The organism is Desulfobaccales bacterium (assembly GCA_041648175.1).
GTDB lineage: Bacteria > Desulfobacterota > Desulfobaccia > Desulfobaccales > 0-14-0-80-60-11 > 0-14-0-80-60-11.
In genome coordinates, this window is the sequence record JBAZPO010000003.1 from 69,587 (window position 1) to 88,018 (window position 18,432).

18 protein-coding genes are annotated in these 18,432 nt (G+C 54.8%); 7 read left to right on the plus strand and 11 right to left on the minus strand.

Annotated elements, in window-relative coordinates; genetic code table 11:
- Positions 1–789: 789 nt before the first annotated feature.
- Entirely contained in the window at positions 790–2,514 is a 1,725-nt protein-coding gene (locus WC600_03885; GenBank protein ID MFA4901866.1) for a hypothetical protein, read from the plus strand.
- Positions 2,515–3,619: 1,105 nt separating this feature from the next.
- Here the strand turns inward: WC600_03885 and WC600_03890 are convergent.
- The 4 genes from WC600_03890 to WC600_03905 all read right to left on the minus strand — a co-directional run bounded on the left by WC600_03890 (position 3,620) and on the right by WC600_03905 (position 6,038).
- Positions 3,620–3,991 carry a transposase gene (locus tag WC600_03890; GenBank protein ID MFA4901867.1) on the minus strand — a complete coding sequence of 124 codons (372 nt, stop codon included), beginning with the start codon at positions 3,989–3,991 and terminating at the stop codon, positions 3,620–3,622.
- 20 nt (positions 3,992–4,011) lie between these two features.
- Complete coding sequence (locus WC600_03895; protein ID MFA4901868.1) at positions 4,012–4,332, minus strand: hypothetical protein; 321 nt, start codon at positions 4,330–4,332, stop codon at positions 4,012–4,014.
- Positions 4,313–4,756: a hypothetical protein gene (locus WC600_03900; GenBank protein MFA4901869.1), complete on the minus strand. Its 444-nt coding sequence runs from the start codon at positions 4,754–4,756 to the stop codon at positions 4,313–4,315. Before WC600_03900 ends, WC600_03895 begins: the two co-directional genes overlap by 20 nt.
- Before the next feature lie 316 nt (positions 4,757–5,072).
- Positions 5,073–6,038, minus strand: coding sequence for a hypothetical protein (locus WC600_03905; protein ID MFA4901870.1), 966 nt, complete (start codon positions 6,036–6,038; stop codon positions 5,073–5,075).
- Between the two features lie 405 nt (positions 6,039–6,443).
- Between WC600_03905 and WC600_03910 the strand changes: the two genes are divergently transcribed.
- From WC600_03910 to WC600_03935, 6 genes are all read left to right on the plus strand, one after another.
- A complete protein-coding gene (locus WC600_03910) occupies positions 6,444–7,733 on the plus strand; it encodes an anaerobic sulfatase maturase (GenBank protein MFA4901871.1) in 1,290 nt (429 codons plus the stop codon).
- Positions 7,730–8,485 (plus strand): trigger factor, encoded by a 756-nt coding sequence (locus WC600_03915; protein MFA4901872.1) that lies wholly within the window; start codon positions 7,730–7,732, stop codon positions 8,483–8,485. The genes WC600_03910 and WC600_03915 overlap by 4 nt, the downstream gene beginning before the upstream one ends.
- Positions 8,486–8,512: 27 nt before the next feature.
- Complete coding sequence (locus tag WC600_03920; GenBank protein MFA4901873.1) at positions 8,513–10,180, plus strand: arylsulfatase; 1,668 nt, start codon at positions 8,513–8,515, stop codon at positions 10,178–10,180.
- Positions 10,181–10,262: 82 nt separating this feature from the next.
- Positions 10,263–11,291: an HAD family hydrolase gene (locus tag WC600_03925; protein MFA4901874.1), complete on the plus strand. Its 1,029-nt coding sequence runs from the start codon at positions 10,263–10,265 to the stop codon at positions 11,289–11,291.
- A 29-nt stretch (positions 11,292–11,320) separates the two neighbouring features.
- The gene (locus tag WC600_03930; protein MFA4901875.1) at positions 11,321–11,458 is read left to right on the plus strand and encodes a hypothetical protein; all 138 of its coding nucleotides are present in this window, start codon (positions 11,321–11,323) and stop codon (positions 11,456–11,458) included.
- 10 nt (positions 11,459–11,468) lie between these two features.
- Positions 11,469–13,010 carry a DUF1254 domain-containing protein gene (locus tag WC600_03935; GenBank protein MFA4901876.1) on the plus strand — a complete coding sequence of 514 codons (1,542 nt, stop codon included), beginning with the start codon at positions 11,469–11,471 and terminating at the stop codon, positions 13,008–13,010.
- Between the two features lie 477 nt (positions 13,011–13,487).
- On the opposite strand, the gene WC600_03940 is transcribed toward WC600_03935, so the two are convergent.
- The 7 genes from WC600_03940 to WC600_03970 form a co-directional block, all read right to left on the minus strand.
- Positions 13,488–13,901, minus strand: a complete 414-nt coding sequence (locus tag WC600_03940; protein ID MFA4901877.1) for a MucR family transcriptional regulator — start codon at positions 13,899–13,901, stop codon at positions 13,488–13,490.
- A gap of 75 nt (positions 13,902–13,976) precedes the next feature.
- Entirely contained in the window at positions 13,977–14,255 is a 279-nt protein-coding gene (locus WC600_03945) for a hypothetical protein (GenBank protein MFA4901878.1), read from the minus strand.
- Positions 14,256–14,673: 418 nt separating this feature from the next.
- Complete coding sequence (locus tag WC600_03950; protein MFA4901879.1) at positions 14,674–14,910, minus strand: hypothetical protein; 237 nt, start codon at positions 14,908–14,910, stop codon at positions 14,674–14,676.
- A 71-nt stretch (positions 14,911–14,981) separates the two neighbouring features.
- Positions 14,982–16,292, minus strand: a complete 1,311-nt coding sequence (locus WC600_03955; GenBank protein ID MFA4901880.1) for an ATP-binding protein — start codon at positions 16,290–16,292, stop codon at positions 14,982–14,984.
- Positions 16,240–16,740: a hypothetical protein gene (locus WC600_03960; GenBank protein MFA4901881.1), complete on the minus strand. Its 501-nt coding sequence runs from the start codon at positions 16,738–16,740 to the stop codon at positions 16,240–16,242. Before WC600_03960 ends, WC600_03955 begins: the two co-directional genes overlap by 53 nt.
- 32 nt (positions 16,741–16,772) lie before the next feature.
- Complete coding sequence (locus WC600_03965) at positions 16,773–17,063, minus strand: hypothetical protein (protein ID MFA4901882.1); 291 nt, start codon at positions 17,061–17,063, stop codon at positions 16,773–16,775.
- 26 nt (positions 17,064–17,089) lie between these two features.
- Positions 17,090–17,638, minus strand: coding sequence for a hypothetical protein (locus tag WC600_03970; protein ID MFA4901883.1), 549 nt, complete (start codon positions 17,636–17,638; stop codon positions 17,090–17,092).
- Positions 17,639–18,432: the final 794 nt, after the last annotated feature.

Below are 18,432 nucleotides of genomic sequence, written 5' to 3' on the forward strand. Positions count from 1 at the left end.
ATATATTTTGTACTACGTTGTTTGGCGGGTGCATGGGTTGCATGTTGGCTTGGCCAGAAATTGATAAGATCTTGGGCTGCTTTGCGGTTTGCCTGACCGGTTGGTATCTCTACTGCGAGGATTGCCTTGACATCATTGATATACCTCCCAGCGATCCGTCATGTTGCCCACCGGGTACAGTATGCAGTTGCGGTGGCCATTGTGTTGGCAACCTTCTTTGCACCGGTACGTGCCTACGCCCCGGCGCAGCGTGCCCACCTCCCCCGCCGCCGCCTCCTATCGGTTGCGAGGTCGGTCAAAAGTGCTGCGAACGCGATGAGCAAGGTAACTGTACTAATTGCATTCCGCACAACTGGGGATGTCCGCGGCCGTCGAGGATATAGATGCGGCGTGCTGCAGCGCCGAGGATTAACTGGCTCCATGGGCTAGTCGCCATCACCTTTAGCCCGCGTAGGGCGGAACCATGGACGGGTTCCGCCGGATGGAATCGGAGATGTACTTTCTATGATTCGTGCGGTGGTCGTTGGATGCACCCCGCTTTGTGACTTTGAATTCAACGCCTCTGTTTGGCGGATCACCTGCGGGTATCCGCCCTACGGTCTACTGTCTAACCGGCCAAGAGGAGATATGAAATGAACACCATGAATATGCCAGGATTTACTGCAGAGGATTCAAACAGTGGAATTATTTAACAAAAATGGTTGACCTTGAAGGAAGCGGATTGCGGGATCGGCATCCGGATCGAGAGCCACGGCGACGTCGGCAATGCAGAGAAATAGGAGAATAAGAATGAAAAGGATCGTCTTTTTGGGCTTTTGGCTGATCGCTTGCGGTACTCTGCTTGTAGGGGTCTGGGCCAATGGGCAGATGCTTGGGGGCAGCTCGTCGGACCCGGACAGCGAGACCGAACCGTCGCGATGCTTCAACGAGGCGACGATTCGCGTGACAGCGAGTCCTTCCACGGTAACGTTGGGACAGTCGAGCGTTGTGAGTTGGTCCGTGGGCCTACCGAATGGATGCAGTGCGGTACATGTAAGGCTGAACGGCGAGGCAGTTGCGACAAGCGGAAGCCGATCGGTGTCGCCTTCTCGAAGTACAACGTATACGGTTCGTATCAGTGAAACGCGGTTAGGCGTATATGCGGAGAAGAGCGAATCCACGCGAGTCGAAGTGGCCTATCCGCCCCGTGTCGTCATCGATCCGAATACCCTCAATCCAGTACAAGTGCTGATTGGTGCATTAGTCGACTCAACCAACGATGAACAAACGGTCGAATTAGGCTGTGTCGACCTCGATTTGACCGGACATTCTTTAGATATTAATCGCGACAACAGATCGCTGATTGCATCGCCCGATTGCGCACGCGGCCCGCGTAGACTTGGGCCGCGAATCTTCGTGACGGATAAAAACCGAGGGCGTTCTGCGCTATTTATGATCCGCGGTGACAATATTCGTTTTTCGGGTTTTCGGCTGCAAGGCCCAACGAGCGGTATCGGGCAGGGTGACGACAATAAGGAGAAAGGCATATTAATCTCTCCGCTTCCGGCGACTGGCCCGATTCACAACATCGAGATCTCCAATATGGAGATATTCCATTGGAGTGGCGTCGGCGTTCAGGTAGACGACAACGTGGATATGGCGGAAAGGGGCCGCTTATTCAATACGAACGTGGGCGCGGTGCGAATTAGGAACAACTACTTTCATCACAATCGCCACGGCGCCGGCGAAGGTTACGGGGTGAGCTCGACAGCCGGCGCATATGTGTTGATCGAACAAAATGTTTTTGATGAGAATCGCCACGCCATCGCCGGCGGCAGCAAAAACAGCAAAGGTAACGATTATTCCGGCTATACGGCGCGCGATAACCTGATTCTTTCGGGCGGCGGGAAGCATTGCTCAGAGTTCTTTCTCTTCGCACTAACCGGTTGGAGATTCAATTGTTGGCAAACCCACCAGATCGATATGCACGGCGACAAGAATGAGTGGTATAGCAGCCACAACTGGCAGTGCGGGACGGCGGGAGAAACCATTATCATCCAACGCAACACGATTCTCTATACCAGCGGCCTCGCGATCAAGATTCGCGGAAATCCCGCCGACAAGGCGGTTGTCGACGGCAATGTTTTCAAGCATAAGAGTCGCAGCGACGCCATTGTTCAAAACGGTGAGTGTGGTTGGGGCGACGACATTACCAACCCCATCGATGTTCGACCCAACAACGTATTCAAGGCTGACCCAATTACCGAGCTCGGCAGTGGTGATTTCTTCGGCGACGGGAAGCAAGATCAGTTCATGGCAACGGGTGTTACTTGGTGGGCTAAGTCGCCTACCACGCTTCAGTGGCGCTATTTGAATACGATGCCGGAGCGGCTACCCCAACTTCAGCTTGGGAAAATCGATGGTGACACTGTATGCGACGTTGCTCCGCGAACAAGGCGCCCTGAAATACGGCCCGAGAAGTACTCTAAGGGCGGGACCACCCCTTGGCTGCCTTTGAATGTGATTAAGCAGTAGCAGACGTATCGAGAGTAGGTACTATGTCAGGTCACACTCGTCTCAAGTGGTTATGGAGCATAAGATGATCCATCTGACAAGATAACACGTTAGCAACTTTGTTAAAATCGCAATGTGAACAAATGGATTTGCCATGGTATGCCTCCACAAGCGTCGAAAAGTTCCTCTTCGGTGGCAGGCGTGTCTGGTAGCATTTTGTATGTGCTGGGCCAGGACATTAGCAGGCACCGCCTAAGTTGAATAAGGTTAATTGGCCACAATCGGCGGATCAGGGGTTCGGGGGGTCCCCTTACTCATCCCGCCATTAAGCCTCAGGGAGGCCTTGAAATTGTCCGCGCACGTCAAGAGGGGGCAGTATATCTCGCATTTTATCGGCATAGCCTTTATCCTTCTCTTGTGAGGTTATGCGGCCGCCTTGCTCGCTGCAGTAAAAAAATCTTCCATACAGGTTCAATCCCGAAGTGGTTTGCTCATTGTAGCCAATTAGTTTTAATTGGAGTAGGATAGCATAATTTTCCTTATTTATTCCTTCTTGCGAATTTTGGACTTACCCTCTTTAGAACCAAAGAAAACACGCCTCGGCAAGGGTGCGCCAGAGGAAAAACTGAGGCCGAATACACATACCACCAATAGAAGGTTACTGCTTCTATGTGAGTTCCTCTTGTCAAGCCTTTTTTTGTTTTTCAGGTAGCGTGATCAACGGTAATTGTTTTTACGTCTCGTCACCATATAACAATGCTGAACAGTGCAAGCCGAAGGCCGGCGATAGCGGATTCGGCCTGCCGGCACTCAGCTTTATGCGGGGCAGGTCGAATCCGCCCTCCTTTTATGCGATAGACTTCCTTCCGGCCGAGGCGAATAGAGCTATTCCCAAGCGGTTTTTAATGCCTGTGAGCTGTTCTGGTTGGCTGGTTCCGATAATCCGATGGTCTGCAAAGACCTTTCAAGCTTCTATCCGTGCTGACCCTTGATCAGACACCGCATGCCGCATGCACTGGTCGTGCTTGGGGGAACCGCCCCATCTATAGTAACGGTGACACCAGGATCACCCAGCAGCTAGACGGGCAACTTCACCAACCAAAACTTGATCACTCTGCATTCTGGATTAAACTGCCAGTGGTTTAACCTCTGCACCTTCCGGGACCAGCCCGTATTCCAAAAAACGCCACAGATCGATGAGCAGTCGCCGGGCCAGAGCCACGATGCCGATGCGTCGCATGCGGCTCCCGCCATCGGCAAACCGTTCCAGAAACCATCGACTCAGCTTGCTTCGGGGTTGAAACCGCAGCCAGGCCCAGGCGATCTCGATGGCCAGGGTGCGAACCCGTCGGTTACCCGTTTTACTGATCCCTTGTTCTCGCAGCCTCCCCCCGCTATCGTAGGGGGTTGGGGTCAAGCCCGCCAGGGCAGCAACTTCCCGTCGGTTCCGAAAACGGCGCCAGCCGAAAAACTCCATGACGAAGGTCCATGAACTCACCGGGCCGATCCCGGGCAGCCTCAGAAGCTGGTCCTGGCGTTCTCTTCCTGAAGGCGCTGCGTCTTCTCTTTTACCAGGCTGCCGACCTGTTCCTCCACCATTCGCAACCGTGCATGGGTTCGTACCAGCCTCGCCTTCAACTCGGCCGGCAACTCCTGCCCGTCCCAGGTGCGCAAGAACTCCAACTCCTTGACAAACTTTTTTTTGCTTGGGTTGTTGATGCGCAGGCCTTGTTGGATCAAAATCCCATGGATCCGGTTGCGGTACCTGGTTCGCTCCCTCTGTAAGGCCTCCAATTCCCGGTGTAAATGCCTGGCGTCCTCATCCTCGCGCCTCGGCACCCGCACCACGCCAGAGGTGCTTCTCCCCGCCGTGATAGCGGACTAACATTCTCAACAGTTTCCCCGCATCGACCCGGTCGGTTTTCGTCCTCCGCAACCGCCGATTCACTTCCAGGCTGGCAGAGTCCACTACCACATTGTCTATGCCCCAGCTGTGCAAACACCGGTGCAGCCAAAAACCATCCCGCCCGGCTTCATAGCAGCTCACTGTGTGCACTTCATCGCCCATACCGAAATGCCGCTTGGCTCCGATAATCGCTCCTTGGACTTGGGCCAGATCCCCAGCAGTCACGCTGACGTGACGTAACTTGCTACCATCGCCGCATGCCAGCTTCCAGGTGTCGTTAGCCAGTTCGAAAGCCACGTACAAAACCGGCACTTGGCCACGCTGTTCCCGGTCCTGGTTTCCCCGCTTGTGGTCCATGGTAAGCCTCCTTTTGCAGTCTTTTCTGGCAAAACTTAACCTTTTATATCAGAAGGCCTGCGCAAGGAACCTTTCATAGCATCTATATCTCCGCGCTGTTTCCCCCACTGGTTCCCATTCTGATATTCATATCATACCTGGAACTTCCAGCAATCCGGTGATAACTGCCGAATCTGGCAAGCTATCAATTATTTTCAGTCGGCAACAAGAATAGGCATAAAGAGAAGGCAAAAGAAAAAAACTCGACAATAGAGGGAGAGAGCCGAAAACTGGGTGGCACAAATTGGATGCGACTGCCGGATCAGGACCGGGAAATTTAGAAATTGAAAACCGCTCCCAACATCGGGCCGCTGTACCAGCCGTGAGATTTTACACTCCCGGTGTCAAAGGTATAATAAAGAGCCCGATAACCCAGGTAGATCCGGGTGTGTTTTTGCACCTGATATCCAACCGTAGCTTCCAGAATGCAATCAAGATAATCATTACCGACGATGCCAAATTCTCCAATTTCGGCCTTCGCCAAGAAGTCGAGCTTCTCGGTGAGCCAAAGGCCGGTGCGGATACCCAGAAAAGGTCCTACCACCGACAGCCTAAGAGAGTGGCCCGATGAGCCGGCCCGAGTCAGGAGCGCTCGCCCTTCAGGGCCAGCCAGCGTGGCGTTGAAGCCGAGGCCGGTGAACTGGTTATACCAGACATAGCGAAGGCCGCCCAGGAGTTCGAAGGAGAGGACGGGGGTTTGCTTCGCGGATCCCAGGGGAACGGTGGCCAGCAAATACCGTCCTCCCACATCCAGACCGCCCTGGCGGATAATGACCTTGGCCCGACCCGAAAGCGTGAGATTCAAGGGCACCGGGAGCTGGGGTGCATTTATTTGCTTATGTCCGGTGCCGCTCACGGTATCTCCCAGATACATAAAGAGATTTTCAGCAAAAACCCCCCATTTGCCGTTCCAGACCTCAACGCGGCCCATGGCTCCGAAGACAGTGCTGAAGAGTTTGGGCACTAGATCATACCAGGGGAGATCGATTTTGGTCGTGCCAAGATTGGACCCCTGTTTGGTGATATTCTGGTTAGACCCGCCCACCCAAATGTACGGAGCAATAAAAAATTGCCAGCCTTCCCGGTAAATGGGAAGGCGGTTATCCTGCTCGGAGGATACGAGCGTGGCTTTGGCGGGATCAGCCACCGTCTCGGCCAAAACCACGGCACTGAGCAAGAGTGCCATGCTGCAGGTGAGAACGATCTGCACCAGTCTCAAGATAGTACGCGTTTCTCGATTCATATCCCAGCCTCAATTATTTCAAGGATTTGATCGTTGGTAAAGGGTCGTCTTAGCAACAACACCGTCGACTCATTTTGGCGGTCTTTGGCATAAGTTCAACCCTTCTGGTGATGTTTAGCAAAAACGCCCACCCGGTCATGATTGCACCTCGCAGCGGCCTTTAACCGGGTGGCAATGATGAAATGGCTTCCCCAGACCACGGTTGGTGGAAAGCACTTTAGCACAAAATTATTCTCAAAATATATTGCTTTAACCCTTTCAGATAAAATTATATGTTAGTCAGGGAACATTCCGAGTAAGAATGAAACGAGCCTCGCCTTGAGGGAACGGCAATATGGCTGGGTTTGGACTTAAGCACCGGGACCAGAGCAAATCTGTTCAAGGGAGTCAAGAGAGGGCTGAGTAGTGAAGCCGAACCTTTGGCGTGGCAAAGCGGTGCGGCGAATGCACGTGATGGCGAAGCCGACGGGGCCGATGTGCAACCTCGACTGCTCCTATTGCTATTACCTTGCTAAACAGGTCCTCCTGACCACGGAAAACCGGTGGCGTATGAGCGACGAGGTGTTAGAGGCCTTCATCCGTCAATATTTCCAAGGGCAAAATTACAAGGAAGTGGTGTTCTCCTGGCAGGGCGGCGAGCCTACTTTGCTGGGGATAGACTTTTTCCGGAAAGTCGTGGACCTGCAAAAGCGTTACTGCCCTCCTCATGTCCGCTGTGAAAATGACCTTCAGACCAACGGCACACTCCTTGACGAGGCCTGGTGCGAGTTTTTGGGAGAGCACCATTTTCTAGTGGGCTTGAGCCTCGATGGCCCTAAAGAGCTGCATGACCATTACCGCAAGGACAAGGCGGGGCTCGGAAGCTTCGCTAGGGTCTTCCGGGCGGCCCGGCTGCTCAGAAAACACCGGATCAATTTCGCCACCTTGAGCAGCGTCAACCGCCTGACGGCAAAACAGCCACTTCAAGTTTACCGGTTTCTTCGGGATGAGGTGGGCTCGCAGCGCCTGCAGTTCATTCCCATCGTTGAGCCCGTGGGTTTTTGGTATAAAGCCCCGCAATACCGGGACCCGCGCTCTTTGCCGCTGGACGGCTCTCCCCAGGCCCGACCGGGCCATCCCGAATCCGTGGTGGAGGACTGGTGTATCGACCCGGATGACTGGGGCGAATTTCTCTGCCGGGTCTTCGATGAATGGTACCGCAAGGACTTGGGCCGCATCTACGTCCATTATTTCGAAGCCGCGGTGGAGACCTGGATGGGGCACGTCTCACCGTTGTGCACCCAGGCGCCCCTGTGCGGCAAGGGGCTGGCCCTGGAGCATGACGGTTCGGTCTATGCCTGCGATCATTATGTCTTTCCCGAATACTGCCTGGGCAACATCCTCACAGTCCCTCTGGAACAGATGGCCTACTCGGAGCGCCAGGAGCAGTTTGGCAAAGGTAAGGAAGGGACGCTCCCCGAGTACTGCCGGCAGTGTGAGTATGAGTTTGCCTGCTTCGGCGAATGCCCCAAGAACCGCTTTATCAAAACCTCCGGCGGCGAACCGGGCTTGAACTACCTGTGCCGGGGGTGGAAGCGGTTCTTTGCCCATATCGATCCCCATATCCAAAGGATAGTCCGCAGCCTGGGAGCTTCGGTGCTGAAGCAAGCCCACTCGCTGCCCGCCGAGAATTGGCTCCCGGAGAAACCGCGATGAAGTGGGAACTGGTTGACCAGGAAGACGGTTACCGGCAAGTTCACGTCGAGGTCCCTTGGGAAGAGCTCGCCTCGGACTACGAGGATATCCTCGAGAACTATGCGCGCCTGAAGGTACCTGGATTCCGGCCGGGCAAAGTCCCCCGGCCGGTAGTGGAGAGTCGCTTTCGCCGAGAGATTGGGGAGCAGATGTGCCTGAGTTGCTCCCAGCGGCTGGGTCGCCTGGCCTTGCAGGAGGCCGAGGTTGAGGCTGCAGGTCCTGTGGAAGTATCGGAAGTCGAGTGGGAAAAGGGCCAACCCCTGCGGTTGGTTGCCCGCTTTTTTCCCTTACCGGAGTTTGAACTCCCGGATTATCAAACCTTGCAACCCAAAGAGATGCCGGTGCCAGATCCGCAGGGCGAGCTGTCGCTCTGGCTGCTTGAGCTGGTAAGGTTCCCTGTCCCGGATGAACTGGTACGGAGTGAACTGGCCTGCGAGGGTCTGTCCGAATGCCAACCGGAAAGCGCCGCCTGGCTGGACGCAGCCCAGAGGCTCCGGCTCATGTTGATCCTGAAACGCATCGCCCTAAAAGAAGGTATCGAAGTGGAGGAGTCGGACGTGCAGCGACGTATTGAGGAGAAGGCCACGGAGTTCGGGACTACGCCCGATATCCTGCGAGCCGACTTGGACAAAGGTGACGGCAAGGCGCGACTCAAGGATTTATTGGTAGCCGAGAGTGTATTGGCATATCTGTTGGAAAACCTGCAAGACTAACGAGCTTCAACCTGAGAGGAATAACACATGGAACCAAGGGTACACAGCAAGGCTAAAAAGTGGGCCGCAGTGGGCAGCGTCCTGGCAGCGGCTACCATCTTGTGCGCCTCCCCGGGACCGGGCAAGGCCGCCGAAGCCCCGAAGGCCCCCAAAAAGCCTAACATCGTGGTTATCATGACCGATGACGTGGGCTGGGGCGACCTGGGATGCTACGGCGGCGGGGAAACCCGGGGCGTCCCGACCCCGAACCTGGATCGCATGGCCGCGGAAGGCATGCGCTTCTCCAACTATTACGGCCAGGCGAGCTGTACCGCCGGGCGGGCTTCTTTCATCACCGGCCGCATCCCCATTCGGACAGGCTTGTCCGTGGTGCTGGCCCCCGGTGACCTGAACGGGCTCCGGGCGGAAGACCCCACCATCGCCGAGGCCCTGAAAAAACTGGGTTATCAGACGGTGCAATACGGCAAGTGGCACCTGGGCGACCGGCCGGATACCTTCCCCACCGCTCACGGCTTCGACGAGATGTATCACATGCTGCCCTACTACGCCGGGGTCTACGCCTACGACTACCTGGCTAAACAACCTGATTTTCCCATCCATAATAAAAAATTCATGGAGCTATGGGAAAAAATGAATCTCAGCGAATGGTCCGGCAAGGCCGGGCAAGCCCCCCAGGTAACCAAGAAGAAATTCGGTTGGGACGACCTGGCGACCATTGACGATATTATGCGGGCCGACGCGATTCAGTATATCAAGGCCCATGCCAAGGATGAAAAACCCTTTTTTATGTACCTCTGCTTCATGAAGGTGCACAACCCCAACAACCCCTCGGTGCGTTTTAAAGGGAAGTCCCCGGGCACCGGCAGTTACCTGGATTCCCTGATGGAGTTGGACGACAATACCGGACAGGTGCTGCAGGCGATTCGCGAGGCGGGCATCTCCGAGAATACCCTGGTGGTCTGGACCACGGACAACGGCGCCTGGATCGACGCCTGGCCCGACGCGGGCTACACGCCGTTCCGCGGCATGAAGGGGACCGCCTTCGAAGGCGGCTTCCGGGTTCCGGCCATCGCCTGGTGGCCCGGCCACATCAAGCCGGGTACTGTGGCCAACGACATGATGTCCCACCTGGACTGGTGGCCCACGTTCGTCAAGCTGGCCGGCGGCACCCCGCCGCCCCATATCTGGAAGGACAACAAAGGGAAGGCCATCGTCTTCGACGGTATCGAGAACAGCGACTACGTCTTGGGCCAGGGGCCGTCGAAGCGGGACCACTTCTTTTATATCAACGACCTGTCCTTCGGCGCTCTGCGGGTAACGAACTTCAAGGCCCTATGGACCGCCAAGGATACCTGGCTGGGGCCCGATCTCAACCTGGATTTCCCGGCGATTTACAATCTCTATTGGGATCCCGGGGAGCAGTATGACGTGATGTTTAGAGGCGCGGCTCCCACCCGGGGCGACCTGAGGACCTCCCCCGGCCGCTATTCGGGAGAGGACCACGGTTGGGCGGTGTCGCTTTTCCAGCCCTACATTAACCAGTTCTTCGGCGAGCTGGCCATGTATCCCAATCGCCCCACCATCCCCTCGGCCGGGTCGGGTTATCAATTAATACGTGAGGTAAACAATCCGGAGGGCTTGCAACGCTTGTTGAAAACCCTGGAGCCTGTGATCCAAAAATCGACCCCAAAATAAAGGGAGTATCGCAATAGACAAAATTGCGGGCGCTCCTTTCCGGGGCGCTCGCCAATCCCAGGAAAATCGAGGGCGATGATCCATGAAACCCAATAATCTTCTGGGGAAGATTGCCGGCCTTTTGTTCATCTGGACCTGGGCGGCCTTAGCCCTGAACGTGGGGCCGGCTTGCAGCGCTGATCCGCTACCTTCCTGGAACACCGGGCCGGCCAAGCACGCCATCGTGAGCTTTGTCCAGAAAGTTACGGAAAAGTCCAGCTCGGCCTATGTGCCGCCGGAGGAGCGCCTCGCCACTTTCGATCAGGACGGCACCCTCTGGGTGGAACATCCCCTCTATGCCCAGGCCATGTTCGCCCTGGACCGGATTCGTGAACTCGCCCCCGGGCACCCCGAATGGAAGACCAAGCAGCCGTTCAAAGCGGTCTTGAAGAATGACCGGAAGGCCATGGCCAAGTTCACCGAGGGGGACTGGGCAAAAATCCTGGGCGTCACCCACGCCGGCATGACCACCGAGGCCTTTCTGAAGATCGTCGGAGACTGGCTGGCTCAGGCGCAGCACCCCCGCTTCCAGCGGCCCTACACCGAGCTCGTCTACCAGCCCATGCTCGAAGCCATGCAATATCTCAGGAATAATGGCTTTAAGACCTATATCGTCACCGGCGGCGGCCAGGAGTTTGTCCGGGTTTACGGTGAGCGGGTTTATGGGGTACCGCCGGAGCAAGTATTGGGCACGAGCGTGGCCACCAAGTACGAATACCACAACGGCCAGCCCGTGCTCATGCGGCTCCCCAAGATATTTTTTGTCGACGACCAGGCCGGCAAGGTCATCGGTATCAACCTTTTCATCGGCAAGCGTCCGCAGGCAGCCTTCGGCAATTCCACCGGCGACCGGCAGATGCTGGAATACACCGGGGCAGGTGACGGGGCGCGGCTGATGATGATAGTGCTGCATGACGATGGCAAAAGGGAGTATGCCTACGGTCCCGCGCAAGGGCTGCCGGTCACCAAAATCGGTACCTTCACCCAGGCGCTCTACGATCAGGCCAAAAAGCAGGGCTGGGTGGTAATCTCCATGAAGAACGACTGGAACAAAATCTTCGCTTGGGAGTAAGAGACCATTGCCAGGCCGGGAAAGATGCGGTGACCACCCAAGACAATTTTTGGTATTCTCTGGCCGGCCTGATCTTGCTGCCAACCGCGGTCAATCCCAACCTGAACGTCGCCCGGCGTCGAGAGGTTGAATTGACCGACACGGAAAGGAAAAGAAATGCATCATAGGAGGCGAACCATGAACCCTGCCTGCCGGGTCACCCTTATCGGCGCAATACTTACCGGCGCACTGGCAATGTGCGGACTTACAAAGCCGGCCCTCGCTCAAGAGCCCCGCTTTGATAGATTGGCCAACCTGCCGTTCACCGCAGGCCGACCTACCAAGGTGACCACGCAAACCTTACGGGACGAATTGCTTTTCCAGCGGGCGGCGCAGACCTACCTCTGGGCCTTACCCTTGATCAACACGCTCGGCATGAAGAGCGGCTCGGAAAAGATCTTCGGCGCCGGCTATAACGTGCTGCCTATTTGGAAAAAGCGAATCGATGCCAAGACCTTGGTGACCACCCCTAACTCGGATGTCATCTACGCCATGAGCTACGTTGACCTGGGCAAGGACGGCCCGTTGGTGTTCGAAGCCCCGCCGCAACTGCAGGGCATCCTGCTCGATTTCTGGCAGCATCCCATCCCGGTGGATGGCGGCAAGTTCGCTGGTGACGTAGGTCTGGCCGGACCCGACGCCGGCCAAGGCGGCAAATTTCTGCTGCTCCCGCCGGACTATAAGGGCGAAGTGCCGGAAGGATACTACGTTTACCGGTCAGGGACCAACAACGTCTTCATCTTCCTGCGCGGGTTCTATCAGGACCCCAAGAACCTGACGCCCGCCGTGGCGCTGCTGGAACAGTCGAAAATCTATCCGCTGCATGGCAAGGATACGGCTAAGCCGATGGTTTTTCCCGATGCCTCCGGCGTCCCGGCGAACCTGCTGCCCGGCAGCGACGGCAGCGTTTTTACCCAACTCAAGCAGCTCGTGGACCGCGAGGGCGCCAACCTCGCCGATGCCGATTGGCTCGGCATGCTGGCGGCCATCGGCATCGTCAAGGGCCAGCCGTTCAATCCGGATGCCCACACCCGCGACATCCTCGATCGCGCCGCCAGGACCGCTTACAAAATGAGCCGCGTTATTGGCTTCCAAGAGACCGTCAGTGGCCGCTCGTTCCAGGTTTATCCGGATCGCCGCTGGCTCAATCCCATGGCTGATACAACGCCCGGCAAATCGGGTGGGGCGCTCGACCTCTCCGACAAGAGAATTCCCGAAGGGTATCGGGACCTCGACGCCCGCATCTGGTACTTCACCAATTACTATTCAACCAGCCCCGGAATGATTTCCCAGATCCCTGGCAAGGGCGCCAAATACATGATCGCCTTCAGCGACAGCCGGGGCACGCCCTTGTCCGGCGACAGCAACTACCGCCTGAACCTGCCACCGAACATTCCCGCTGTAAACTTCTGGTCCGTGACCCTCTACGATGCCGCGAACGGTTCCGGTCTCGCCAATGGCCAGCCGTTCCCGTCGCTGGGTTCGCGTGACCATCCGGTGCAGAATGCCGACGGCAGCATGGATCTCTACCTCGGGCCGAAAGCGCCCCAGGGAAAAGAAGGCAACTGGCTCGCCACCGTTCCCGGCAAGGCGTATTTCGCCGTCCTCAGACTCTATGGTCCGACCGAAGCCGCCCTCGACAAGAGCTGGAAGCCTGGCGACATCGAGAAGGTCAAGTGACCAAGACGACCAGTTAACAACCGGTTGCAGCGGACGGCGCTTACGCTCCATCGCTGCAACCGAAGCATTACAGATTGCTGCTATGCTCAGAAACTTATCACTCTGCCAAAAATGTTCCATATCCATTCCATACCTACATTTTCGCCATCCACTGATAAATCCAATTCATGCCAAGAAATAGCGTCACCAACCAGTGAGCGCAAAGGTAATGTCTCAAAACATGCCCACTGTGTGCGGGGATAGGGGCGGGCTGATGTAACCCGCTCCTCATATGGGTTAACCTGCTACTTATTGCTGGGCTTTTCTTTTTTATCGCCCTTCTGTTTGTCTTTCTTAGGCTTTTGGGCTTCCCTCTTATCTTTATCCTTTTTGCCTTTGTCTCCCACAGCTTTCTCCTCCGATTTTTCGACTTTTCAATTGTTTTAAGGAGCAGCTCATTGAACAGTTACTTAAGCCGTCGTCTTCCTTCGTCCCGTTTTACTTCTTTCCAAATCCCCGATCTTTGGCCATTTTGCTACGCTGCTCGGAATAGTCCTTGCACACAAGCGGGAATTTCTTGGGGTCTAGGCTATAGCGCTGGTAATATTCTTTTGGGACCAACCCATGAGACTTGAGCAGGTGTCTTTTCAAAGTCTTCAGCTTTTTGCCGCATTCCAGGCAGACCACATATTTGGCTTTGACGATATCTTTCAAGGGGATTGAAGGTTTTACAACGCCAGCTTCTTCAGCTTTTTTAGAAACCGGCTCCTCTAAAATTCCACCGCCATACAGAGAAGCCAAGACATTGTAGACTTCTTTGATTTCTTGCACCAATTGCTCAGGGGTCAGTTCGGTTAAGGAAACATGGGAAACCACAATCTCTGTGGTTAGTTTCAGAACTTCGCTGGACATGGAGTTATCTCCTTTTGGTTCATTGATTATAGGGTAAATCAAGTCAGAATGGGTTGAGACGGTACCTGGTGCCGTTTACCCCTCTCGGCTTTCCATAAACTCCATATAATCGGGGTCTCCAACAGGTAATCCTTCCTCATTTTCAACTGCTTTGGCCTCAGGTGATTCTTTCATTTTGACTTTTCGAGGTTTTCGCTGAAGTTTGGCTGAAGGTTTGGTTTCCGGAACTTCAACTTTATCCTCTTTATCCAATGATACCAAAACATCATGGACTGCTTTAATTGTCGCCACCAATTCTTTGGGGGCATGGGATATGACGATCTGCGCCGTTAAATTGAGAATTTCGCTGGGCATGGTACATACTCCTTGAGTATTCATTGATAAACCAAGAGGCCTTGTTTGGTAGCTACCTTTCAAGTCCTTGCTGGTCATGCTTCAAACTCGGGAATCCAGCAATAGTGTCACGAACCCTTTATAATAATAATAAAGGCTTGGTGACACCATGATCTCAAGGATAGTTGCGCTGGAAGCCTTTATAGTTTCCCATTAATACTACAGTTCTTCCTACTTTTCAATGACAGACCGGGAATCTCTGGTATTGACTGTCACGCTACCAGAGGCTCAGTTAGCCTTTGTGAAGGTTCCTGAGGTGGAAGGTGTCGAAATTGGCCTTCATACCGTGTGACATAGATAAGTATAAATATAAGAACGGGAATTCTAAAAACAAGCATGTGAAATTTTGATAGAAATGGCCAGACCAAATATGCTGACTTCAAAAGCCGACCAGACCCTTTCTAAGACCGGGTTTGGCAGCAACTTCCTGTTTCAGCCAGGAGAGGAGTTGTTCGGCATTAGGTTTTTTCTCATGCATTAGAGATTTGCGCTTCATGACGGCGAAATCCCCGGGCGTTAAATGATGCAGGCGGGCCAGTCTTGCCTGCAACTGCCCGACTTCGAAAGGGGTAGAAGAGCGTTCAAATCCTTCGCCATGGCCTTGAACAATAGCCATGCCTGCCCCGGTTTCAGGTAATCAAACTTCACTTTGAAATCAAACCGCCGGAACACCGCCAAGTCCAGGGTCTATTTGAGATTGGTGGCGCCGAAAAAGGTCCCGCCAAACCGTTCAAGCTCCCCCAAAAACTCATTAACCAGGGTCACTTCCCACGAGTGGTGGGCCTGCTCACGGTCCTGAAAGAACCCGTCGACCTCATCGACAAAGAGAATCGCGGCTTGGTTTTCAGCCTTCGCGAACATGCCGGCAATTTCCCTTTCGGTTTGGCCGACATACGGCCGAAGCAGGTCCGAAGCGGTTCTGAGCAGCACCGGTTTCCCTAATACTTGCCCCAAGTACTGGACAAAAGCCGTCTTACCGCTCCCCGGCGCCCCATAAAGGAAGAGTCGTACCGCGGGAGAACGCCGGCAGCAGGTGACCAACCCCTGCAAGTCTTGGTCAGCGTTGACATGGGCGAGGCTGTAGGAAGAGTCCAACGGTTGGCCAAACCCTTTCCCCTGCCTCAAGTTCAGCGCTTTGTGGGCGTTGTCAATGACGGTTTTGAGGATTTTGCCGGTGTCTTCCGGGTTCCTGGGCTGGCAATACTGGGCTACTTTAGCGGCTTTGTCAATGTGGGCGGGGGCGAGGTGAACGTTTGCGGCCAGAGTCCGAAGGCGGCCTGTATCAACCTTCAAGCCGCCCAGCCTGGTTGCGAGCATTTTCTCTCGGGCCCGGAGAGGCGGCACCGGGACTTCGATGATTAAGTCGAACCGGCGGACATGGGCCTGGTCAATCCCGTCCAGTCTGTTACAAATCCAAATTGCCGGGACCGGATTGGTTTCCAAGAGGCGGTTGGTCCAACCCTTCCGGGAGTTGTCATGGGGGATGTCCCGAAATAGTGAGAAATCGGGCCAGGGAAAGACGTCATCAATTTCGTCAAACAGCAAAAGACAGCCGGGGGCATGAGCCAGCACTCGTTGGCTGAGGAGGTAACCCCGCAACCGCTGGGTTCCTGGTAAAGCCTCGCCGTCGTCGTCTGCGGTGCTCACTTCAAACAGGCGGGCCTTGACATGCTGGGCGAGGGTCCTGGCCAATTCGGTCTTGCCGGTACCAGGGGAGCCATACAGCAAAACGTTGGTCCCCGGTTCCCGCCGTTTCAAGGCCTGGCGGACATATCGGACCAAAAGGCTGAGATTGGGATAGTGGGCAAAATCCTTCATTGACAGGCTTGGCGCGGGAGACTTGGTAAAATATGTCGACAGTATCCCCTCAACCCCACCTTCCGGCTTCCCTAAGGCTTGGTAGAGGCCTTCCAACGGCTCCAGATCAAAAGAGGCGTGGGTGCCTTTAAACACTTGGAGAATGCCAGCAGTGGCGAGGGTGCCGTCTTTGCGCACCACCTTTCGAAGCTCTGCCTCGGGGCACCTTCAGAATGCGGGCCAAGTGGTCAAAAAATGCTTGGATTCCGCAATACGAAAGTTCGTGGAGGGGTTGCCGCAGACCGGGCTCCTCCCGGAAAAGCATGGCAAACAAAAGGACGTCCAGTTCGGCTTCATTCAGCTTCAGCAAATCTCCCAGCCGCGCCAGGTTTTTAAAAAACACCCCATTCCGGGTCAGACTGACCGCCTCCATGCCTTTTTCTATGATGTTGCGGGAGTTGGCCGCCAGGAGCTTTACCGTCGCCGGCGTCTCCTTAGCTTTGACATAATCCAGTAGCTCCTCCAAGTCTTCTTTGTCCCAAAAGACCAACCCGTCATCCACCTTAAAATCTTTGAACCCTTCCGGGGTGAGAATGCCCCTGAGAGCCCATACTGCCGCCAAACACTTGAGTTCACGTTCGCTGTCCATAGGCCTTCCTTGTTGTTCCTGGGTCACTCGGTTCAAAATAGGCCCATTTTCACATAGTGCTGCTCATCCCGGGGAAAAGGATCGTTCTCGGTCCAGCCTTCTTCCTTTAGGTCGGAAATGATGTGGTGCCGGGCCACTTCGCCAGCTATGTCACCAAACAGGGCCTTGGCTTCCCCCATGCCAGCCTTATGGTGCCGGACCCGGCGGTGACGCATCCCATAAGGCGGCTTTCCGGCAAATTCGTCTAGCCACCGGTGGACTGCCTCGAACGCCTGTCCAAACCGCAGGATGGACTCCTGGCAGTGGGCTTCAAACGTTGACATGGGCGTTTTCCTCTTCTTCGCGTGGGTCACGGAAATAAGTATGGGTCCGCAGGTTGATTGGCTGGCTTTTGGGGCGGGAACTTGCCGCACAAGTGCTGCAGGTGGAGGACGCATGCCGGGTTCGGCTTGCCAGGCTTGCACTTGTTGCCATTGCATATGTTTTCGGCGTCTTTGGCGCAATAGGCCCATATGTGGTACTGGACGAATCGGGGGAAGTGGGCTGGAAGGTTGGGGTTAAACTCCCGGCAGTCAATGCGGCTGGCCAAGTCATGTATCACCCCCAAACACCCCTTTTCCGTGTGGCACCGGGGTCCATAGGCATGGTCGAGTTGGTAACAGTCCAAAATACCGGTCCGGTGAAGGAAGTTGTGCACCAGACTGTCGACGGCAATCATGTGCAGCCCCACCTGGCGATAGTCCCAGCCAGGGTAGCGAGACAAAAACAGGCTGGACAGGGCCATGTGAGCCAGCTTCGGGCCGACGTTGGCAATTGTAGTGACTTTCTTGATGAAGCTTTGGAGGAGCTCATTGATGACCCCAGCAGCCAGTTGGTCTTGCCCAAAATGCTCCGTCACATACGTGAAAAGTCCCCTCCAGTCACATCCCGCAAGAATGAATACAGAGAGAAGGCCATGTGGTTCAGCGACCCCCGTTTCATGTCGAAAGTTGGGAGTGGGCAGGTACTCAGGAAGGCGGGTTCATCGCACTTTTTTGTGGTCTTTTGGTACCCGCACCCCTTGAACGCTTCAAAAGTGGCTAATTTCAGACACTGAGCGGCTTTGAGGGCTCGCTTAACCCGGTTAAAGGTCGGTTTGACCCGCTGCTTAGCGTAGTAGCCTAAGTTAGACTGGTCCCCACCCCCGGTAAACAAAAACGATCCCAGCAAGTATTGATAAAGCTTGATAGACTTGTGGTGAGGCTTACCACTGATCATTTGACCAAGAATAGCTTGTATTTCGGGTGTATCTTCAACAAAGACTTCATCAAATAGCCTTTGGTGAGCTAAAATGATTTATTTTACTATCTAAACACTGCGCTTTGAGGCCTGGTTGTGCTGTGTAATAGTCGTAAGTGTAGCACAAACAGCTTGTGAAGTCAAATAAGATTGATTGCGTAACTGTCTTGACCGACCAACTATGGCATTTAATTGCGCTAATATGACAGTAACTACTATTAGCCTGAGTGATGGTAAAATGATATCCTGATCTTACTCTTGGGAGATAACTCTGAAGAAAATGGCTGGGAGAATGACGCTTGAGATAGATTTTTAGCAGCCTTATGGGCTTGTTGACTGCGGAGGGGGATAAAAATTATGGGGCTTGTACTTGCCGCAACGCGATAGAGTCTGAAAATAGGCCTTACAGCGGAC